The 16,660-nt window shown below is 37.2% G+C and carries 5 protein-coding genes; all 5 read right to left on the reverse strand.

What is annotated here, in order from left to right:
• Positions 1 to 4: 4 nt before the first annotated feature.
• Positions 5 to 721 (reverse strand): hypothetical protein, encoded by a 717-nt coding sequence (locus ACFSTE_RS12145; RefSeq protein ID WP_378257126.1) that lies wholly within the window; start codon positions 719 to 721, stop codon positions 5 to 7.
• A 14-nt stretch (positions 722 to 735) separates the two neighbouring features.
• Positions 736 to 7,287, reverse strand: coding sequence for a leucine-rich repeat domain-containing protein (locus tag ACFSTE_RS12150; protein WP_378298158.1), 6,552 nt, complete (start codon positions 7,285 to 7,287; stop codon positions 736 to 738).
• A 74-nt stretch (positions 7,288 to 7,361) separates the two neighbouring features.
• On the reverse strand, positions 7,362 to 13,529 hold the full coding sequence (locus ACFSTE_RS12155) for a hypothetical protein (protein ID WP_378257132.1): 6,168 nt from the start codon (positions 13,527 to 13,529) through the stop codon (positions 7,362 to 7,364).
• Positions 13,530 to 14,915: 1,386 nt separating this feature from the next.
• Complete coding sequence (locus ACFSTE_RS12160) at positions 14,916 to 15,437, reverse strand: hypothetical protein (protein WP_378257134.1); 522 nt, start codon at positions 15,435 to 15,437, stop codon at positions 14,916 to 14,918.
• Between the two features lie 3 nt (positions 15,438 to 15,440).
• Positions 15,441 to 16,660: RHS repeat domain-containing protein (locus tag ACFSTE_RS12165; RefSeq protein WP_378298160.1), on the reverse strand; the 1,220-nt coding region annotated here is incomplete at its 5' end.

A 16,660-nucleotide genomic window follows, 5' to 3' on the forward strand; every position in this document is an offset into this window, starting at 1 on the left:
TGTGCTATCGATTGGTTTGATCTATTATGTTATAATTTTTGTAATTGTCTGCAGCTATATATCCTGAGTTTCCAGTGATAACATAGTCTGAAAGTGTAATCGGTGAAACTCGTTTTTCCAATGCCTGCTCTTCGATCTCTATTTCGAGTCGAGCTGTGTCTAATTCATTTCCATCGGTTGTTACAAATGCCTGTTTCTGTGCAAAAAACAATGTTTGTTTCAATAGTATTTTTGTCTCTTTGTGGATATGTAACCTCATTTTCTGGAAAGGGAGCGGTAACTGGCTGTTTTTGATAGCCATTTCTATGATGTAGCGATCTGCTTTTGTCTGCATTGTTACCGGTGCATAATATTGTAGTAACCTGACAATATGGGTTGGGTTTTCTACCTCTTTTACTTTATTTCTTATATATATTTGCTTCGTTTGATGATCTATGTTTAATTGTTTCTTATCAAACTGAACCACTTCATTTTCCATAGCCGTCATACGAAAAGTAGTCCCTTCCTTGTACAAACTTCCTTTATATTGCTCTGTTATTTTATGACCTGTAAATCCCTTATACATAGTATATACCAATGCCAAATCATAGGAATCATTTGTCGTGTAGTTTTTCTCAAAATCTGCTAACACTGCCGCTGCACTTTTCTGTGAAAAACAGCTGTAACACCCAATTGTTACTTGTAATGTGAGCATGAGGATATATCTATATAATGATATCATCGCTTGTTCTTTTATTAGTCTGTTGCTTTTACGTTTCCTGATCTGCTCTCCTGAATTGTAAATATTCCTTTGGCAGTTTCTTTCTTCACCCGGATCAATCCTCCTTCTGCATCATATTCATAGAAGGTTGCAAAATTATTTTCATCTAATTCTGACATTAATCGTTGTGTTATCGGGTCATATACGAATGTTTTCATAGAGCTATCATAGGGATGAAAACGAATATCATCGAAGTACACATTAATATCCGAGGCTATATTTTTTAGTGACATCGTCATCTGATGTGCTGCTACTGGAATCACAAAAGTTCCAGAAACTTGCTGCCATCCATCAATAACAGGTCCCTTAGGAATAAATACCAGTTTATCTGCCTCCATAACCGTTTCATTAGCATCTTTATATTGTATCTCCACCAGTGCGTTCATATAGGTGATTGGCTGATACCCCGGAATCTCTTCATATTCGTAGAAAGTAACTGTTTCTTCTACCGGGGAAACTCCTGAAACCACATCGGTATGATTGGTTAATGAGGTCGAGTAAGCTCCTGCATTATTCATCTCAAAATCGGATATAAGCTGAAGTTGGTCATTTACTACTTTTACATCTGTAAAATCTATTCGTATGTTGTCTGCATTATCTCTGATGGGATAGCGATAATCAAGAATACTTACTCCTCCCAGAGTTCCCCTCTTTCTTACTTTGGGGGATTGGTACATTATTTTTGCTGTTTGGTTTTTATTTAAGAAAAAAGAAAAACCAATCGTACGACCATAGGTGTCTTTCTCCAAAGAGAAATTATAGACGGTTAATTTTCGCTCGTCAATTTCTGTATCTTTTATATAAGATACGATAGGATCAAAATTCAGGTTTGCGGTTTCACTATGTGGTATATATATGGCTGGAATATGATATATATCTGAATCAGCACTAAGTACTTTATCTTTTAAATGATTTAATAACTCGACAAATAATTGGCTTATTTCACTATCATTAAATGCTCTGATATCTGGGTTTACAGGAGTAACTCCTTGCTCTCGTACCCAGGCATTAACCACATATCGATCTCCAATACGGGGTTTAAACTTTTCACACCCGAATAAGGTAGGGGCTTCTTCTGCCAGAATACGAACCAATACTGCCTGCCTGTCTCCTGTACAACCGGCTTCGGATTGCTGTGCAGCGTAATAATATTGTCCATCTACTAATGTCTCAGTAGGTGCATAAGCAATTCCTCCTTCTTCCTGATCATACCAACGAATCCCATTTCCTATTGCCAATAAATTTGCTATGGTATGAGATTGATTGGCATAAAACACTTGTTCTGTAGAAGGTACATAAGGAGGAAATACTTCAATAATATTGACTGTTACTTCTTTTCTATCTTCGCTTTCTCCTCCATATTGATCTAATTGGGTCGCATAATATGTAACCCCATGCACTAATGCTGTAGTAGCAGGAAGTAACTGACCTCCTGTGCGCTGATTATACCACTTAATAGAGGATCCTGCAGCTACCTGTAATACAATATCTGCCAAAGTAGCTCCCTTACAAAGTGTCTGATACCCGTCTCCTTGTGGGGTGTCTGTCTGTAGCATTACCACTACAGCAGCTCGACAGGTAGCATCGGCTCCCTGAGCAAAATAACTTTGTAAATGCTCTAAAGGGGTATCTGCAGGAAGTGGGTTTCCTTCTGCTGGATGTAAATACCATTCGATATTATTTCCTGTAGCTTGTAAGTCTCCAATGGTGGCTTGCATTCCTGCCGAAAATATCTGAAATTCCTCTACTTCTGGCAGGTTGGTACTTACCGTAACTACCTGAGGTATTCGAGTATCAGACCCATCCGTAGTATCGTCCCACCAATAAATAACCCCTCCCGGGTTTTCTGCCTCTGTAGAAATTGGGGTGTTATCCTCTAATGGTGTTCCTCCTGTTTCTGTCAGATACCAGTTGATATGATCTCCATGTGGAATCAAATTATAGACAATCGGATATTCTTCGGTATTCCCTCCCAGGCACAAATCAAAGCCTACCGGGCAATCAGTACATGGATTACAATTGATTTCGAATCCCTTAGTACGCATGATTGTTTCTACTCCGTCCGTATTAATAAATACAATTTCCTGATATGTATTCGCAACATTAATTGCCGAAAAAGACACTATTGATTCACTATACATCGCAGGTGATGAGCTATCTACTTTAAAAATAATGGCATCATTTAACCTAAGAACAAAACTATAATTTAGTCCATTGATATTTTCCCAAACCAAAGTATCTTCTTGTCCTATCTTAAAAAACTCATCAATACAAGTATCAAAAAACGAAGGAACATCTGTTAGTACAAATGGTACTTGAGTATTAGTAATCCCATTATTATTCTTTACAAAATTTAACGCATCTACGATAACCTCCTCACAAGTAAGCGCACTACAATCCTGAGGCTCTTTCACGATCAAAGTAATCGGGTGACGCTCTAATGTCAGACCGTCTACTATTGAATTCGTCGCTAAAAAATGATATACTCCGGCATCTGTCATACCAGCATTAGAAATGGTCAACTCTTTATCTGTAGCCCCTGTTATCGCTGTGGTGGTTCCTCCCACGGTTTTATACCATTGATAACTATTGTTAGGACTGGTCAAATCAGTGGTGGTTAATATAATCTCCCCTCCTAGCTGAATTATGTGGTTCTCCGGCTGATCTACCTTTGCTTGCGGGGCATATTCAAAAAACTGAATTCTCTGTTTGTAAGTAGTATATTCTGATTCGAAATCGGAAAACACGAATTGATTGGTATTAAAAAATAATTTTACAAAACTTATATTGGTAAAACCAGCAGGGATTTTTCCTGATAGTTTATTATCATGTAGAAATAATTGTTTTAATCGGGTCAATCGCGTCAATTCTTCTGGTAAATTGCCTGACAGCTCGTTTTTATTAAGATATACATTGGTCAAATTAGTCAGGTTTCCAAGCGATCCCGGAATACTACCGGATAACTTATTGTTTGCTAAATCCAGAATATTCAAGGCAGTAAGCGTTCCTAACGCTACCGGAAGTTCTCCTGATAACTGATTATTGGATGCATATAAACGATTTAAGTTTACCAGTTGCCCTAGTGTAGCAGGAAGTACACCTTCTAATTGGTTGTTATTTACCGCTAGCCATTTTAATTTTGTTAGTTGTCCTAATGAGCTAGGAATACTACCGGATAACTTATTAAAACTTATATCCAAGTATTCCAGATTCGTTATTATACCCAGGTCATTAGGAATGCCTCCTGTTAATTGATTATTGTTTAAGTATAAGTTTTTTAAATTTGGCAATGCACTTAATTCAGGAAGGATTTCTCCCGTTAACTGATTCTTGGCAAACGATATAAAACTTAATTTTTTTAAATCTGCCAATACCTCGGGAATGCTTCCTGTTAGTTTATTACTTTCTAGGTTGATATATGAGAGCTTGAATAAGTTTTCGACACTCATAGGAATCTCTCCTGACAGATTATTGATTCCTAAGCTCAAATGACTTAATTCTGGCAATGAAGCTAAGGGAGCTAATACTAAGTTTCCTGACAAATTGTTCCTCCCTAAGTTTAATCCTGTTACTGTTCCATTATTTACTATAACTCCATACCAATCACATACAGGAATAGCAGGGTCCCAGGGTTTGTTATTTTCTACTGTATTTTTCCAGTTAGGTCCTCCGGTAGCGGTATAGAAGTCTAATAGTGCCTGCTTTTCCACTTCAGAAACTCCACAAGTATCTTCAATGACTGTCAAGGTAATCGGGTGACGCTCTAATGTCAGACCCTCTACTATTGAATTCGTCGCTAAAAAATGATACACTCCGGCATCTGTCATATCAGCATTAGAAATGGTCAACTCTTTATCTGTAGCCCCTGTTATCGCTGTGGTGGTTCCTCCCACGGTTTTATACCATTGATAACTATTGTTAGGGCTTGTTAAATCTGACGTTGTTAAAGTAATAGATTGGTTTATACTAACGTTTTTAGCTTCTATCTGATCCACTTTTGCCTGAGGATTATATATGTAGCGAGTTTGAATCTTTTCTTTATAATATACTTGATCATCTTCTACATCAGAAAACACAAAATCATTATGTTGAATATGCAAATACCGAAGTAAGGAGGAATTTATTTTTGGAAGCTTTCCTTCGAAATGGTTATTATTTATCAATAATCGCTCTAAATTTGGTAATTCTGAAATTCCTGACGGAATATTCCCTTCAAAACTATTACGATCCAAAATAACTTTTTCCAAACTCTGAATACTAAAAATTTCTGATGGTATTACACCCGATAATTTGTTATTAGACAATGCTAAATATGTCAATTTTAGTAATCCTCCATATTCTACAGGAATCGTTCCCGTTAATTTATTATTAGATAAAGAAAGGTGATTAAGATTAGTAAGTCTTCCTATATCAGAAGGCAAACTTCCCGTCAACTCATTTCCATCCAAAAACAGCTCCCATAATCCATCGATTGTTGCTAATTCTTTAGGTACAACCCCAGTTAGTTTATTTGCTCTAATTAGCATGGAAACCATCTTTTTTAAATTACCTAGTTCTACAGGAATTGTTCCCGTCAGATTATTACTATTTAGAACTAATCGAGTAAGGTTTGTTAAACTTCCTAATTCCTTAGGAATCGCTCCTGACAAATTATTATTAGTCAAAGAAAGTGTTCTAAGGTTTTCTAATTTCCCTATAGATATTGGTATTTCTCCAGATAGTTCACTATTGTATGTTAAACGGAGTGTTTTCAGATTAATCAACCTTTCAATTCCTGAAGGAATATGTCCAGAAAGATTATTATTACTTAGATGGATCGTTACTACTTTTCTATTGGTCACTGTTATTCCATACCAATCACATACAGGAATAGCAGGGTCCCAGGGTTTGTTATTTTCTACTGTATTTTTCCAGTTAGGTCCTCCGGTAGCGGTATAGAAGTCTAATAGTGCCTGCTTTTCCACTTCAGAAACTCCACAAGTATCTTCAATGACTGTCAAGGTAATCGGGTGGCGCTCTAATGTCAGATCTGTAACAATACTATTTGTCGCTAAAAAATGATACACTCCGGCATCCGCTGTACTGGCATTAGAAATAACCAGGTTCTTATTAGTGGCTCCTGTAATGGCTGTGGTAGTCCCTCCAACTGTTTTATACCATTGATAACTATTATTAGGACTTGTCAACGCCGTACTTGATAAGGTGATCGTTTGTCCGGCATCTATTGTTTTGCTCACTGGTTGGTCTACCTTAGCTTGAGGAGCATACCGATAATTATTCCTGGCCCGGTTTTTATAACTAACATGATTATTTTCAAAATCAGAAAACACAAATTTATTCCCATAAAAAGAGAATGATCTAAGATCACTTTTAGTAAAGTAAGGGATGCTTCCTTCTAATTTATTCTCATGAAAATTAAAACCGCTCAGTTTCGCAGCTAAACTCTCTGGAACCGTTCCCGTTAGTTGATTATTATCAACCGTCAATGTTTTTAAAGAAGGCATATTCCCTAATTCCAAAGGAATCGTTCCACTTAATTCATTAAATGATAAATAAATCCCTACCAAGGCAGTATTATTCACAAAATCTTTAGGGATAGAACCTTGTATTTTGTTATTGGACAAATACAGTAACTTAAGCCTAGGAAGCCTGGTGATCCCATTAGGAATTGCTTTTATTTGATTCTTGCTAAGCTCCAACGTTATCATCGCCTTGAGAGCCTGAATTTCATCAGGAATTGCAACCAAAGCATTGTTATCCATTTTGAGGGTAGTCAGTAATGTCAGGTTTTGTATTTCCTTGGGGATAGCCCCCGTAAAATTGTTAAACCCTATATCGATATGATTCAGCCTTTTTAGCGCTCCTATCTTAGGAGAAATTACTCCTGACAGCTTATTTTGTCGCATTGTTAATGTCTGTAGGTTTACCAATTCAAAAATTTCTTCTGGAATATTTCCTGAAAATTTATTCTGAGTAAGGTTCAACCCTTTGAGTGTCGTTAGCTTATTTATTCCAGCAGGTAAACTGCTCAACCCGTTTGTACTAAAAACAAGACTTTCAATCCTCGGTAAATTCACGATCCCATTTGGGAGAGTAGTCAGGTTATTTCGCACTAATGCCAGGGTTCTTAATTCTGATAAATTCCCAATAGTTTCTGGTAATTTTGATACCCTATTGGTGTTAAGTGCCAAATAAGATAGTTTTGTGAGATTAGAGATACTTGAAGGAACTTCGCCATTAAGATTATTATTCGGAAGGTTAATTCTGGTCACATGACCATTCGTAACAGTGACTCCATGCCAATCGCATATGGGAATGTCTGACTTCCAAGCCTTATTGTTGGCACGAGTATTCTTCCAGTTTGCACCATCTGTCGCCGTATAAAAATCCAGTAACGCTTGTTTTTCTGTTTCTGAGACAGTACATGATGCCTGACTTGGATACGTGGGTATTATATCATCTGCATATCCCTCTGTCATCCACGCAAAAAGGAATACAAGTTGAAAATATTTGAATATTGTTTTCATGTATCTATTATTATTTTATCAAATAGAGTTTGGTATTTTTCTTATGAGACTAATTGAATATTTTCAATAAATCGCTATTCTCCAGGAATACTAAAAAGTCCTTGTCCTCCCCCATGGCTTTTCCATCCGACTGGGTCCAATTGTATCACTTCACTACTACTTACAGGAGTTTGAACATTATTAGCATGGATCACCCCAAGAATTCTAAAGTCCAGATTAATTCTATTAGGAATAGTGGCCCATCTAAAGGCTCCGGTACTATCTGTCGCCCGATGTGCTCTCGCCTCAAACTGAATAAAAGCACGTCCGGTAGGGTCTAAAGTGACGGTAAATTCCATTTTATCCCTGTTAAACCATCTATCGGTATCCAGCCATCCATTCACATATACCCAACCTCCTTCATAACCTTGATTATTCACCGTAATTTTGCATACGACTTCGGTATTAGGTGTTCCCTGGATTGTAAAAGTTGCTTGCTTTCTCCATCTTCCAAACTGTCCTGTTTTTTGGATTGATTCTCTCACAATAATAGGTTCTGCGGTATCATCACATACATCTCCGATTCCATCTTTATCATAGTCTGCCTGATCACTATTAAAAGTAAATGGGCAATTATCTTCATCATTATTCCATCCGTCATCATCATAATCATTATCCGGGATGGTTTCTCCCTGAAGTTGTGTAGTAACTCCTGCCTGATTATTAGTTGGAACTAATAAACTGGTATTTCCTGTATGAGCATGATCCGTAGATACCTGAATCCCCTCATTACCGTCTTCTGTAACAGGCTCTTTATAGGAAAAATGACCTTGATCTGTATTCAGAAAGCTGTAATCTTCAAAATTGTCTGCCCCCATATAGCGATACTTACTGTTAGAAGCTACTGCTACCGGTAGTGTATGATTATACCCAAACTGTGCAGATGAGAAACGATTCAATGCATCTCTATTTTCTAACTCTGTCCCAAATGCATTATACTGGGTTATTTCACTGGCAAAAGCCCATTGATTCAAGGCTTCGGGATGTGATCCCCAACGATCCCCTTGTAGTGTATAGAATGGAGTAAATTCTTTATAATATCCTTCTTTACGGGTGTTTTTCTTGGTTGAATTTCCTTGTATAACTCCTATTCGCTCTGTTTGATAAGCATATGATTTCTCTGCTCTCCAATTTCCTCTTACATTGTATAAATAAGGGTTAAATCCATATTCCTCAACCGGAAGGTCTGCCAGTTCCTCTGAATCCGGACTCGCATATGGAATGCTTTCCAAACCATATTCACAAGGACAGTTCCAGAAGTCATCGTATGCAACGGCATTGGCATTTACAATTCGTAATTGATCCGACGGATTTCCATTTGCTGCCTGATAAAAGCTTTGCTCCGTAAGACGAGGAACCCACTGACCATTCGTATTTTTAAGCGGATGATTCATCATCGTAATTCCTCCCATCATTGCCTGTTGTAAATTGCGATACCCGGAGCGCATTACTTTAAATCGGATAGCTCCTCCTTCTGAGTTTATGACCACTCCTTTATGATCCAGTAAAACCACTCCTGTGTTTGATTCATTAAATCGGGCAACCCATGCACGCTCTTCTCTTCCATCCAGATATTGAATTAATAATTCATCTCCTGTCGTCAGATATTTATGGGCATCTGCCAGCATAAAGTAAATTCCGGAAGCTGTTAACGTTCCTTTATTCCCCAGGTTTCTGGATGCCTGCCCCATATTCTCATAACTCCAGTATGCCGGAAGATTAAAAGAATAATACTGATCATCAAATTCATTGACCGTTTTGGTCAATAATATCTGTCCGGTTTCTGCATCCCATACTTCATTAGTCGTCCTAACCTGAGCTCCTAAATCTGTTACTATTTTTTCTTTAAGAATTCCCGTTTGATGAATGACCTTGGTAGTAATAGCACTATGTGCAATATTGATATGGGTATTATCTGTTGGAAAAATAGTAGGAATAATCGCCAGAAAGAATACGGCTACATTGGCATTAAATCCTGCGGATCTGGAAGAAGAATAACTCTCTCTCAAATCATTAATTACATCATATGTGACTCCTATTTGACGATTGGTTTCTATACGTCCGTCTTTGTATAGTACCGGTACTTTGTTTTCTAATTGGGTAGCATCTGATGTATTGGTATGATATATATTTCTTACGGTAGAGATAGGGTCTTTCATCCCTTCCTGATATACGTAACTCCCTTTTTCCTTCCCATCCATATCATTGGTACGGATAACATATCCCTGAGACAGGGTAAAATCATTAGTGACTGTTACCGGCATTCCTAAAAAGCTCTTGATCAAATTCTGAAGCACCTGATCCTTGTTACTACTTAACTGATTATGAATGTTGGTATAGTCTACCCGGGTAGGAAAATCCCTGGTTGTATAGAATTCTGTTACAACTTTTCCTGTTGCATGTCTGGTAATACCTTCTCTTTTCAGGTTTTTTACTGTGACTCTTCCATAGGTAACCTTGGCATTAGGGAAGAACGCTTTTCCAAATGGTTTTTCTACATAACTTGTTTCTCTGGGAGCTATCAAGCGAACGCCTTTGTTATAAAATGGAGTTACAAAAGGGTTCTCTGCACTGTCATTAGGTTCGAAAGTAGCAACTCCACTACTCCCTCCTTCCTCTGAGGTATACTCATAGGTCTGTCCATACACCTGTGTTTCTGCACCACTCATTTGATTCCACTGATCACTCATGATCAGCTGTTTTACCCGAACGCCTCCTCCTAACTTATTTATTTTGGGAGCGGACAATCGAATCCAGGATTTTTCAGGAACAAATCGCTGAGCGCATAAATGAGCACTACTGCGTAATTTCCCATTAGGTCCTGAAAATATCTGAGAAACAGATCCAATACTGGAAATCAGTTTTCTGGCTATACTCCCTGCACTTTCCTGAGCTCCGTAATCTGCTGCTAATTCATCATATACAACCCTGTTCATGTATTTACGCCCAAAATACCATCCTGCTTTAGAAATCGGATTGACCAGGTCTGCCCCGTTAACTCCTCCCTCCATTTCACTCCACTTCATAGGAATGGCTGCATAAATCTTATTATTTATCTCAAAGACAGAAGTATTTCCTTCTTTTTCAAAATAACCTGTTACATAGTCAAAATCTGTTTGGCTACTTCCTATGGCTCCTGCTTTTGTCATGTTTAGCATAAAGCGGAAATATATAGGCTTGCTTTGTTGTTCTTTTAGATACTTTGCTGCAAAATTAATATCCGTACTTGTCTCATCTGGCAAAGCTACATAGAGGTATTTTGCTTCTCCCTGCGGTCCTTTATACAGTAATTGATTTTTTAATTCGGTTGTAGTCGCAGGAGCGGGGGTACTTCCTACTCCTGTTACTGTAAACATCTGCATAGGGGATTTGTTCTGTACATACTGATAATCATCACTTTCATAGGTAAGTGACAGGCTTCCTCCCGAAGGAAGCCCTATATCAGTAAGGGACCATGCCGCAGCATAGCGATCCTGATCTGTTTTATTTTGTTGATTGACGTAAGGAAATTCAGGAGCTGTAAGTGTTTGATCTGTAGGCGAACAACTTCCGGTATTGGGTTTATAATTTCCCCAAATATCATATGCTTTCAGGTTATACTCAGGATTATACCCTTTATACTCAAATGTATATGGGGTATATTTTCCCATCTTAGAATTTCCGTAGGTAAAATATACTTTTTTCAATGTTAGTTTTCCGAGGTTCTTCTTTTGCCCGTTACTGTCGATATAATCTATTTCATGGGCATCTAATGCTCCGCCCAGATTGTTTTTCACTCCCTGACACTGCGAATAGTCATATATAAAATGTGCTGTTTTAATCGGGGTTACAGGCAAGTCATTTGTCGCATCATCATCCAGAATTTTTGCTGCAATTGCTTCTGGTTTGGCATATAGACGTATCTGATCTATTTTGTAGAGCTGTTGTTCTCCATTCTGAGGAAGTCCGCCATTTTCTCCACCAGCTCCCCTGCCATCTTTTCTCGGAGACAGGTCAAAAAAGGCTACATGAGTTTTGGTACTAATTTTTCTAACGTACTTAATCTCTTTTTCTCCATAGAGATAGTTCGCTTTTTGGTCTTTTTTATGAGAATTAAATCCTATATTAAAAGAGGCTTCGCGAGGTTCTTTGCTATATGGAACTCGCCATTGATACTTTCCATTTCCGGCATTCCCTCCTTTTATCTCATAATCAAAGCGGGTATAACTTCCCAGGTCATCATCAGTAGGACCATCACCTGTCAAGTCTTCATAATCTCCTGATAATACTGCTGATAACAGGTATGTATGCGCATAAGCCGGGGTTACTGTTTTATCATAAAAATGATCTATTCCACTCGCATTAGCTGTTGTATTTTCTCCCTGACGATACGTTACGATCCCGGTAGTACAATCATACTGATTAGATGCAGTAGCAAAACTCACCTCTTGCTTATCGGTATTATAGGCGGTCTCTCCAAAAACATAGGTAGCACCACCTGGCTTTAAGACCCTTATCTCAGCCGTATGATGTTCCTTCGCCGCATCATTAATCCGTGTTTTATGATAGGATTCTTTATAAATTCCTTCAACTTCTTTTCTGGTCAGTTTTTGCACCGACTGATTACGAAGGTTTCTTTTTTCTCTTTTAAAAGGCTGATTAAACGAAAGTTCTTCTTCATAATTTGATGTCAATGAAGGCTGGTGATATCTCTTTACTCTATACGTATTGGTAGCATAACTATTGAACTTACTTCCTGCTATTTTTAGGGCTATTGGAGCTGTTCCTCCTAATCGCTCTTCGTATAAAGAGGCAGAAGGGTCTACATTCCCCTCTCCAGCAAACCTAAAATAAACAGGTTCATTATTTATAGCCTGTCCGGAAGCGATTTCATTTTCATTTTTCAAATAACGAGAGGCTCTGGTTTTCCATTGCCCTGTATGGCTATTAGAACTCGCCAATACAAAATTCCCCCCTGCATGAAATCCCGCTCCTCCTTCTACTTCTCCTCCCAGACTAAACCCGCTACTCTCATCTTTTACATATTCATCATATAGCTGTCCTACCTGTGTCCGATGCGGACGAAACATGCCCCCAACCCCTTGTGCATTGACGCTATACAAATCATAGGTATAATTCATAGAAGGCAGTGCCAGTAAACTTTCACTAACTTCACGATCATTCTCTCGATTATAGTCTAATACATCTTGAGGAGTTGCTTGTCCGGTGTGTTCATATCCATAAGCTTTCTCCTTTTTTACCTTATCCTTAATCCGTTGTACTGAAGCAGAAGCTGTTACCTGCCCTTCGATATCAAATCCAAATACATCAGGCCCTACTGAAAACGAAAAGTTACTGTGATTTTCTCTAAAAGCTGTTCGTTTTCTTGGTGTAATGGTAACTGGTGAAAAAGAATATCCGGAAGAACCTCCGGCAAGAGAGTAATTACTAACTACCAATTGCTTATTCTTATTTTCTCCTACTCCTGTCGCTCCCATAGAAGCCCCCAGATTAAACTGTGACAATCCTTTATTCGAGTTATATGAAACTCCGGCATTTAAAGCACCTGTCAGCTCTCCATGCTGGAGACACGCCAAATTACTTTTTGCACTTACATTAGGGGAGATTGTGGCACCATCCAGCGTAGAACTTTGTAAATCAATTCCTGTAGAGATGTTATCATTAAGATTAAACGATAGCCCAAAAGAGGGCTTGAATGTAATTCCATGATAATTACTATACTCCATTCCTAATCCCAACGCAAAATTAACATAGTCCGGCTGTTCTGCTCCCAGTAACTGAGGCTTGAACCGGGCATTAAGTCCTACTGTAACATGTTTTTTGAGATTTTTTTCGTAGGTCATCTCATCTCCTTTAAAATCATCTGGAATTCCTCGTACCTGCCGATTGATCTGCCCGACATTGAGATTCCACCCCAATCCTACCCAACTGGCTTCCTGATCCATTTTAACACCGGCATCATATGCCAGATTCAAAGGATATCCTCCCACATCCATTATTGGAATGTTATAGTTAAAGTTTCCCGTAGACAAGTTTACCATTTCTGAAGTACCTATCGGGGTAAAAGCATTAAACTCGGGTTGCGAGGGACCGCTCGTCAATGCGTATAATGATAGCGGCTGTACTGTCGTTACTACTAATTGTATTGCCAGATAGATAGCAAATACCTTTGTAATTTTACTTACTCTTATTTTCTGAATCATACTGATTTTAATAAAACCTAATAAACCTTTTACCGTATTTGTTTGCTAACATCTAAACTTCTCATCACCATACTAAAGCTCCTTTTCTCTTCTTTGACTCCCGGCATACCATTGTTTGATCCCGGATACTATTTAGAAGAAAGTCATTGCTCTCTTTTCTGATAATCAGATACTATGTTAGCCATAGGCTTCTCACCTATACCTGCTGTTTTTTTATCTGTCATATGGTTCACACCATATAAAACCTTCTGAAATACAGAGTGCACCAGTGCATCTACAAGGAAAGAATGTTTAGATTCAGTGCTAAGCTTGTTTTATCTCTTCTCACAAGAGTATCGGCAATTGCCTTTGTACAACTTTAATCTTCTAAAAGTGGTGGAACATCACCTTCATCATGTATTTTATGGTTCCTAATCAATCGGGATCTGTTATTTTGTTATCCCCTGATTGATTTTCTGAACGTACGCTCTTACAAAATGCTTTTAGCGCTTCTCATTTGATGCCAAAACCGACTTCCTGTGATTAAAATTTGAATGTCTCGTGTAATTTTCTAACAATACTACTCCCCTTTTATAATGTGTATTAATTCCTGATGTATGTGCTCTATATTATTTTTAATAATTAATCAAGATCAAAATTATTCATCCCTTGCATATTTTTAAAAAAGTAGGAATGCTCGTTTATAAACAGACACAAAAAAACCATTTAAACAATTGATTTTAAATAATTTAATACATTTGTCTAATTAAAAACGTCTTCTTAATTTTTTCTTAAAAAAACAAGGGATTTATAAACGCCTAGTCACATCATACACTTCAATTTTGGAGTTTTATTCTTGCAAAAACATTGATTTTGACATAGAAATATCGCCTTTTATTGTTAGTCTTCACAAAAGAAAACAGGGATTTAGATCTTCCTAACAACCTATAAGACGTAGTAAACAACTAACGGGGTGTTCTGTACGTATTTTAGCCCGTTCAGACACCCCTTCAGGGTGTCTCCTTCTCCCTTAATCTCATTGTCCATTTCTTGTCCCTGAAAGCCGTAGCGGTAGTTTTCGCTGTTTCCATGTCTATTGGGTAAAAGCATCCCAAAAAGATAAAACACAAGATGAACGTTTAAAATTGATTGACAAGCTAGACAAGGAAGATAAATCTATCATCTTTAAAATCATTGATAAAATGCTTACCACAAAGAAGTTTAAAGAATTCTTTGATAAAAATGTTGCTTCGCTTTAAGGCATAAAAAAAGCTACCCAGTATCTAAACCAAATAGCTTTATTTATATATTATATATTTCCTTGCTGTACCGCCACTAGTTTTGAAAACTAGCGGTAGCCGTTACTCTGACAAACTAGCACCATCAGGGTAGGGGTTATGTAGAAAGCTAGCTTTTCCAAAAATTAATATCTTGTATATTACCCCAACCATAATTATGCTTAAATTTAGACGACATTATGCCACTCCTATCAGGAAAATCAATTTTATTTTTCTCACATATTTCAATAAATCTCATGAAATAGTTAAATGAACCTTCTCCATAACTCCCAGTATCTACATATAAATTACTAAATACTAATTCTGATAAAAAAAAGAACAGTCTTAATGTATCATCATTTTGTTTACTATAAAAGTACTTTAGATTTAAATAATCTTGATGACTTAACATATTAAAATTCCCTTCATAAGTATCATTTAAAATTGATGATGGTGACATCTCTTTTAATTTTAACTCTAGATTATATATATCTACTTTGGAAGTATTAATACTCCAAAATAAATCTAATTGTTCTTGAATTTCTTTTGTTAGAACAATATCTTTATTGTTTAAATAGATTGTAATACATTCTAGAGCGTAAGCCAACCTTCCTCTTATCGAAACTTTTTTAAATCTTATAAAATTCTTCATATTTTACCCAGATGTATTTCTCTTGACTGTTTTTGTTGTTACTTTACAGTTTTTACAATTCGGATTATTTTTAGTAGATCCTGGCTCTAAAATTTTCCCTTTAGGATTTTTTAAAGGTTTTGTTATCTCTAATGAATGGATTTCTAAATTTTTAGCTTTCGCTCCATCTTTAAAAGCATTGTTCAAAGCATGACATTCAGAGCAATTTTCTACATTCGGCCAAGCCGTCTTACTCTTCTTCGGTAGTAATTTTTGTAATTCAGGAGTTAACTCTGTAGCCTTTAATGCACCACTTTCTCCTAAATAAACTTTTCCAGTAACTCTATCGTAAACTGCTGTAACCGACCTAGGCATTTTGGAGTTACTTCTTGCAAATGGGCTATCCAACAAAAGATCTGCATACTTTTGAACTCTTGAAAAAGCAATGGAAGTTTTAATTTTAGCTTTCGAAGGAGCTCCATAGCGCCTAGTCAGTAAAACTGAAAGCCCTACCTCTAATACTTCTTTTTTCTGAACTCTATCTACTAAGTAATCAACACCATTATCAAACTCACCACTCACTTTAGATTCAATCATATCATTGGCTATTCCAGTACTTAAATCATTAAGCATATCTTCATGATATCTCCATACTTTTTCTGGTCCACCTCTTCCAAACATTTCTATATTATTAAAAACGTAAGGAATTACATCAAGAACATAAGCTCCAATATTACCGAGGATTTTTGTGGCAGCAACTATTTTTGTATCATCTTTATCGTGCTTGATCTTCTCTGTATATTTCCAACTTTCTAATCCTTCTAATTCAACTTTATCAACCACTCTGTTTTCACTAAAAACATACGGACTATTCCATGTAAATTCTCTAGACAATGGATCGGTAGCAAAAAACCTTCCTACTCTTGGGTCGTGCATCCTAAAGGTATAGTTAAGACTATTCCCTTCCCCTTTGATCTCGTTATCCATTTCCTGTCCCTGAAAGCCGTAGCGGTAGTTTCCACTGTTTCCATGTCTATTGGGTAAAAGCATCCCAAAGGGGTAATAATCACTAAATGAAAGAACATCCGGAGTAAAGGTAGTTAAATTTCCTGTAACAGTAGCAGTCTTGCGATCACTTATCACACTCATTACATTTCCTAAGTGATTGCTTAGCTCATATCGCTTATCCCCAACTGTATTGCCCACTGTAGCTTCTGCTACAGCCTGATCATTGCTTAGAACAA

The organism is Aquimarina hainanensis, from assembly GCF_042684685.1.
In the GTDB taxonomy this organism is placed as follows: domain Bacteria; phylum Bacteroidota; class Bacteroidia; order Flavobacteriales; family Flavobacteriaceae; genus Aquimarina; species Aquimarina hainanensis.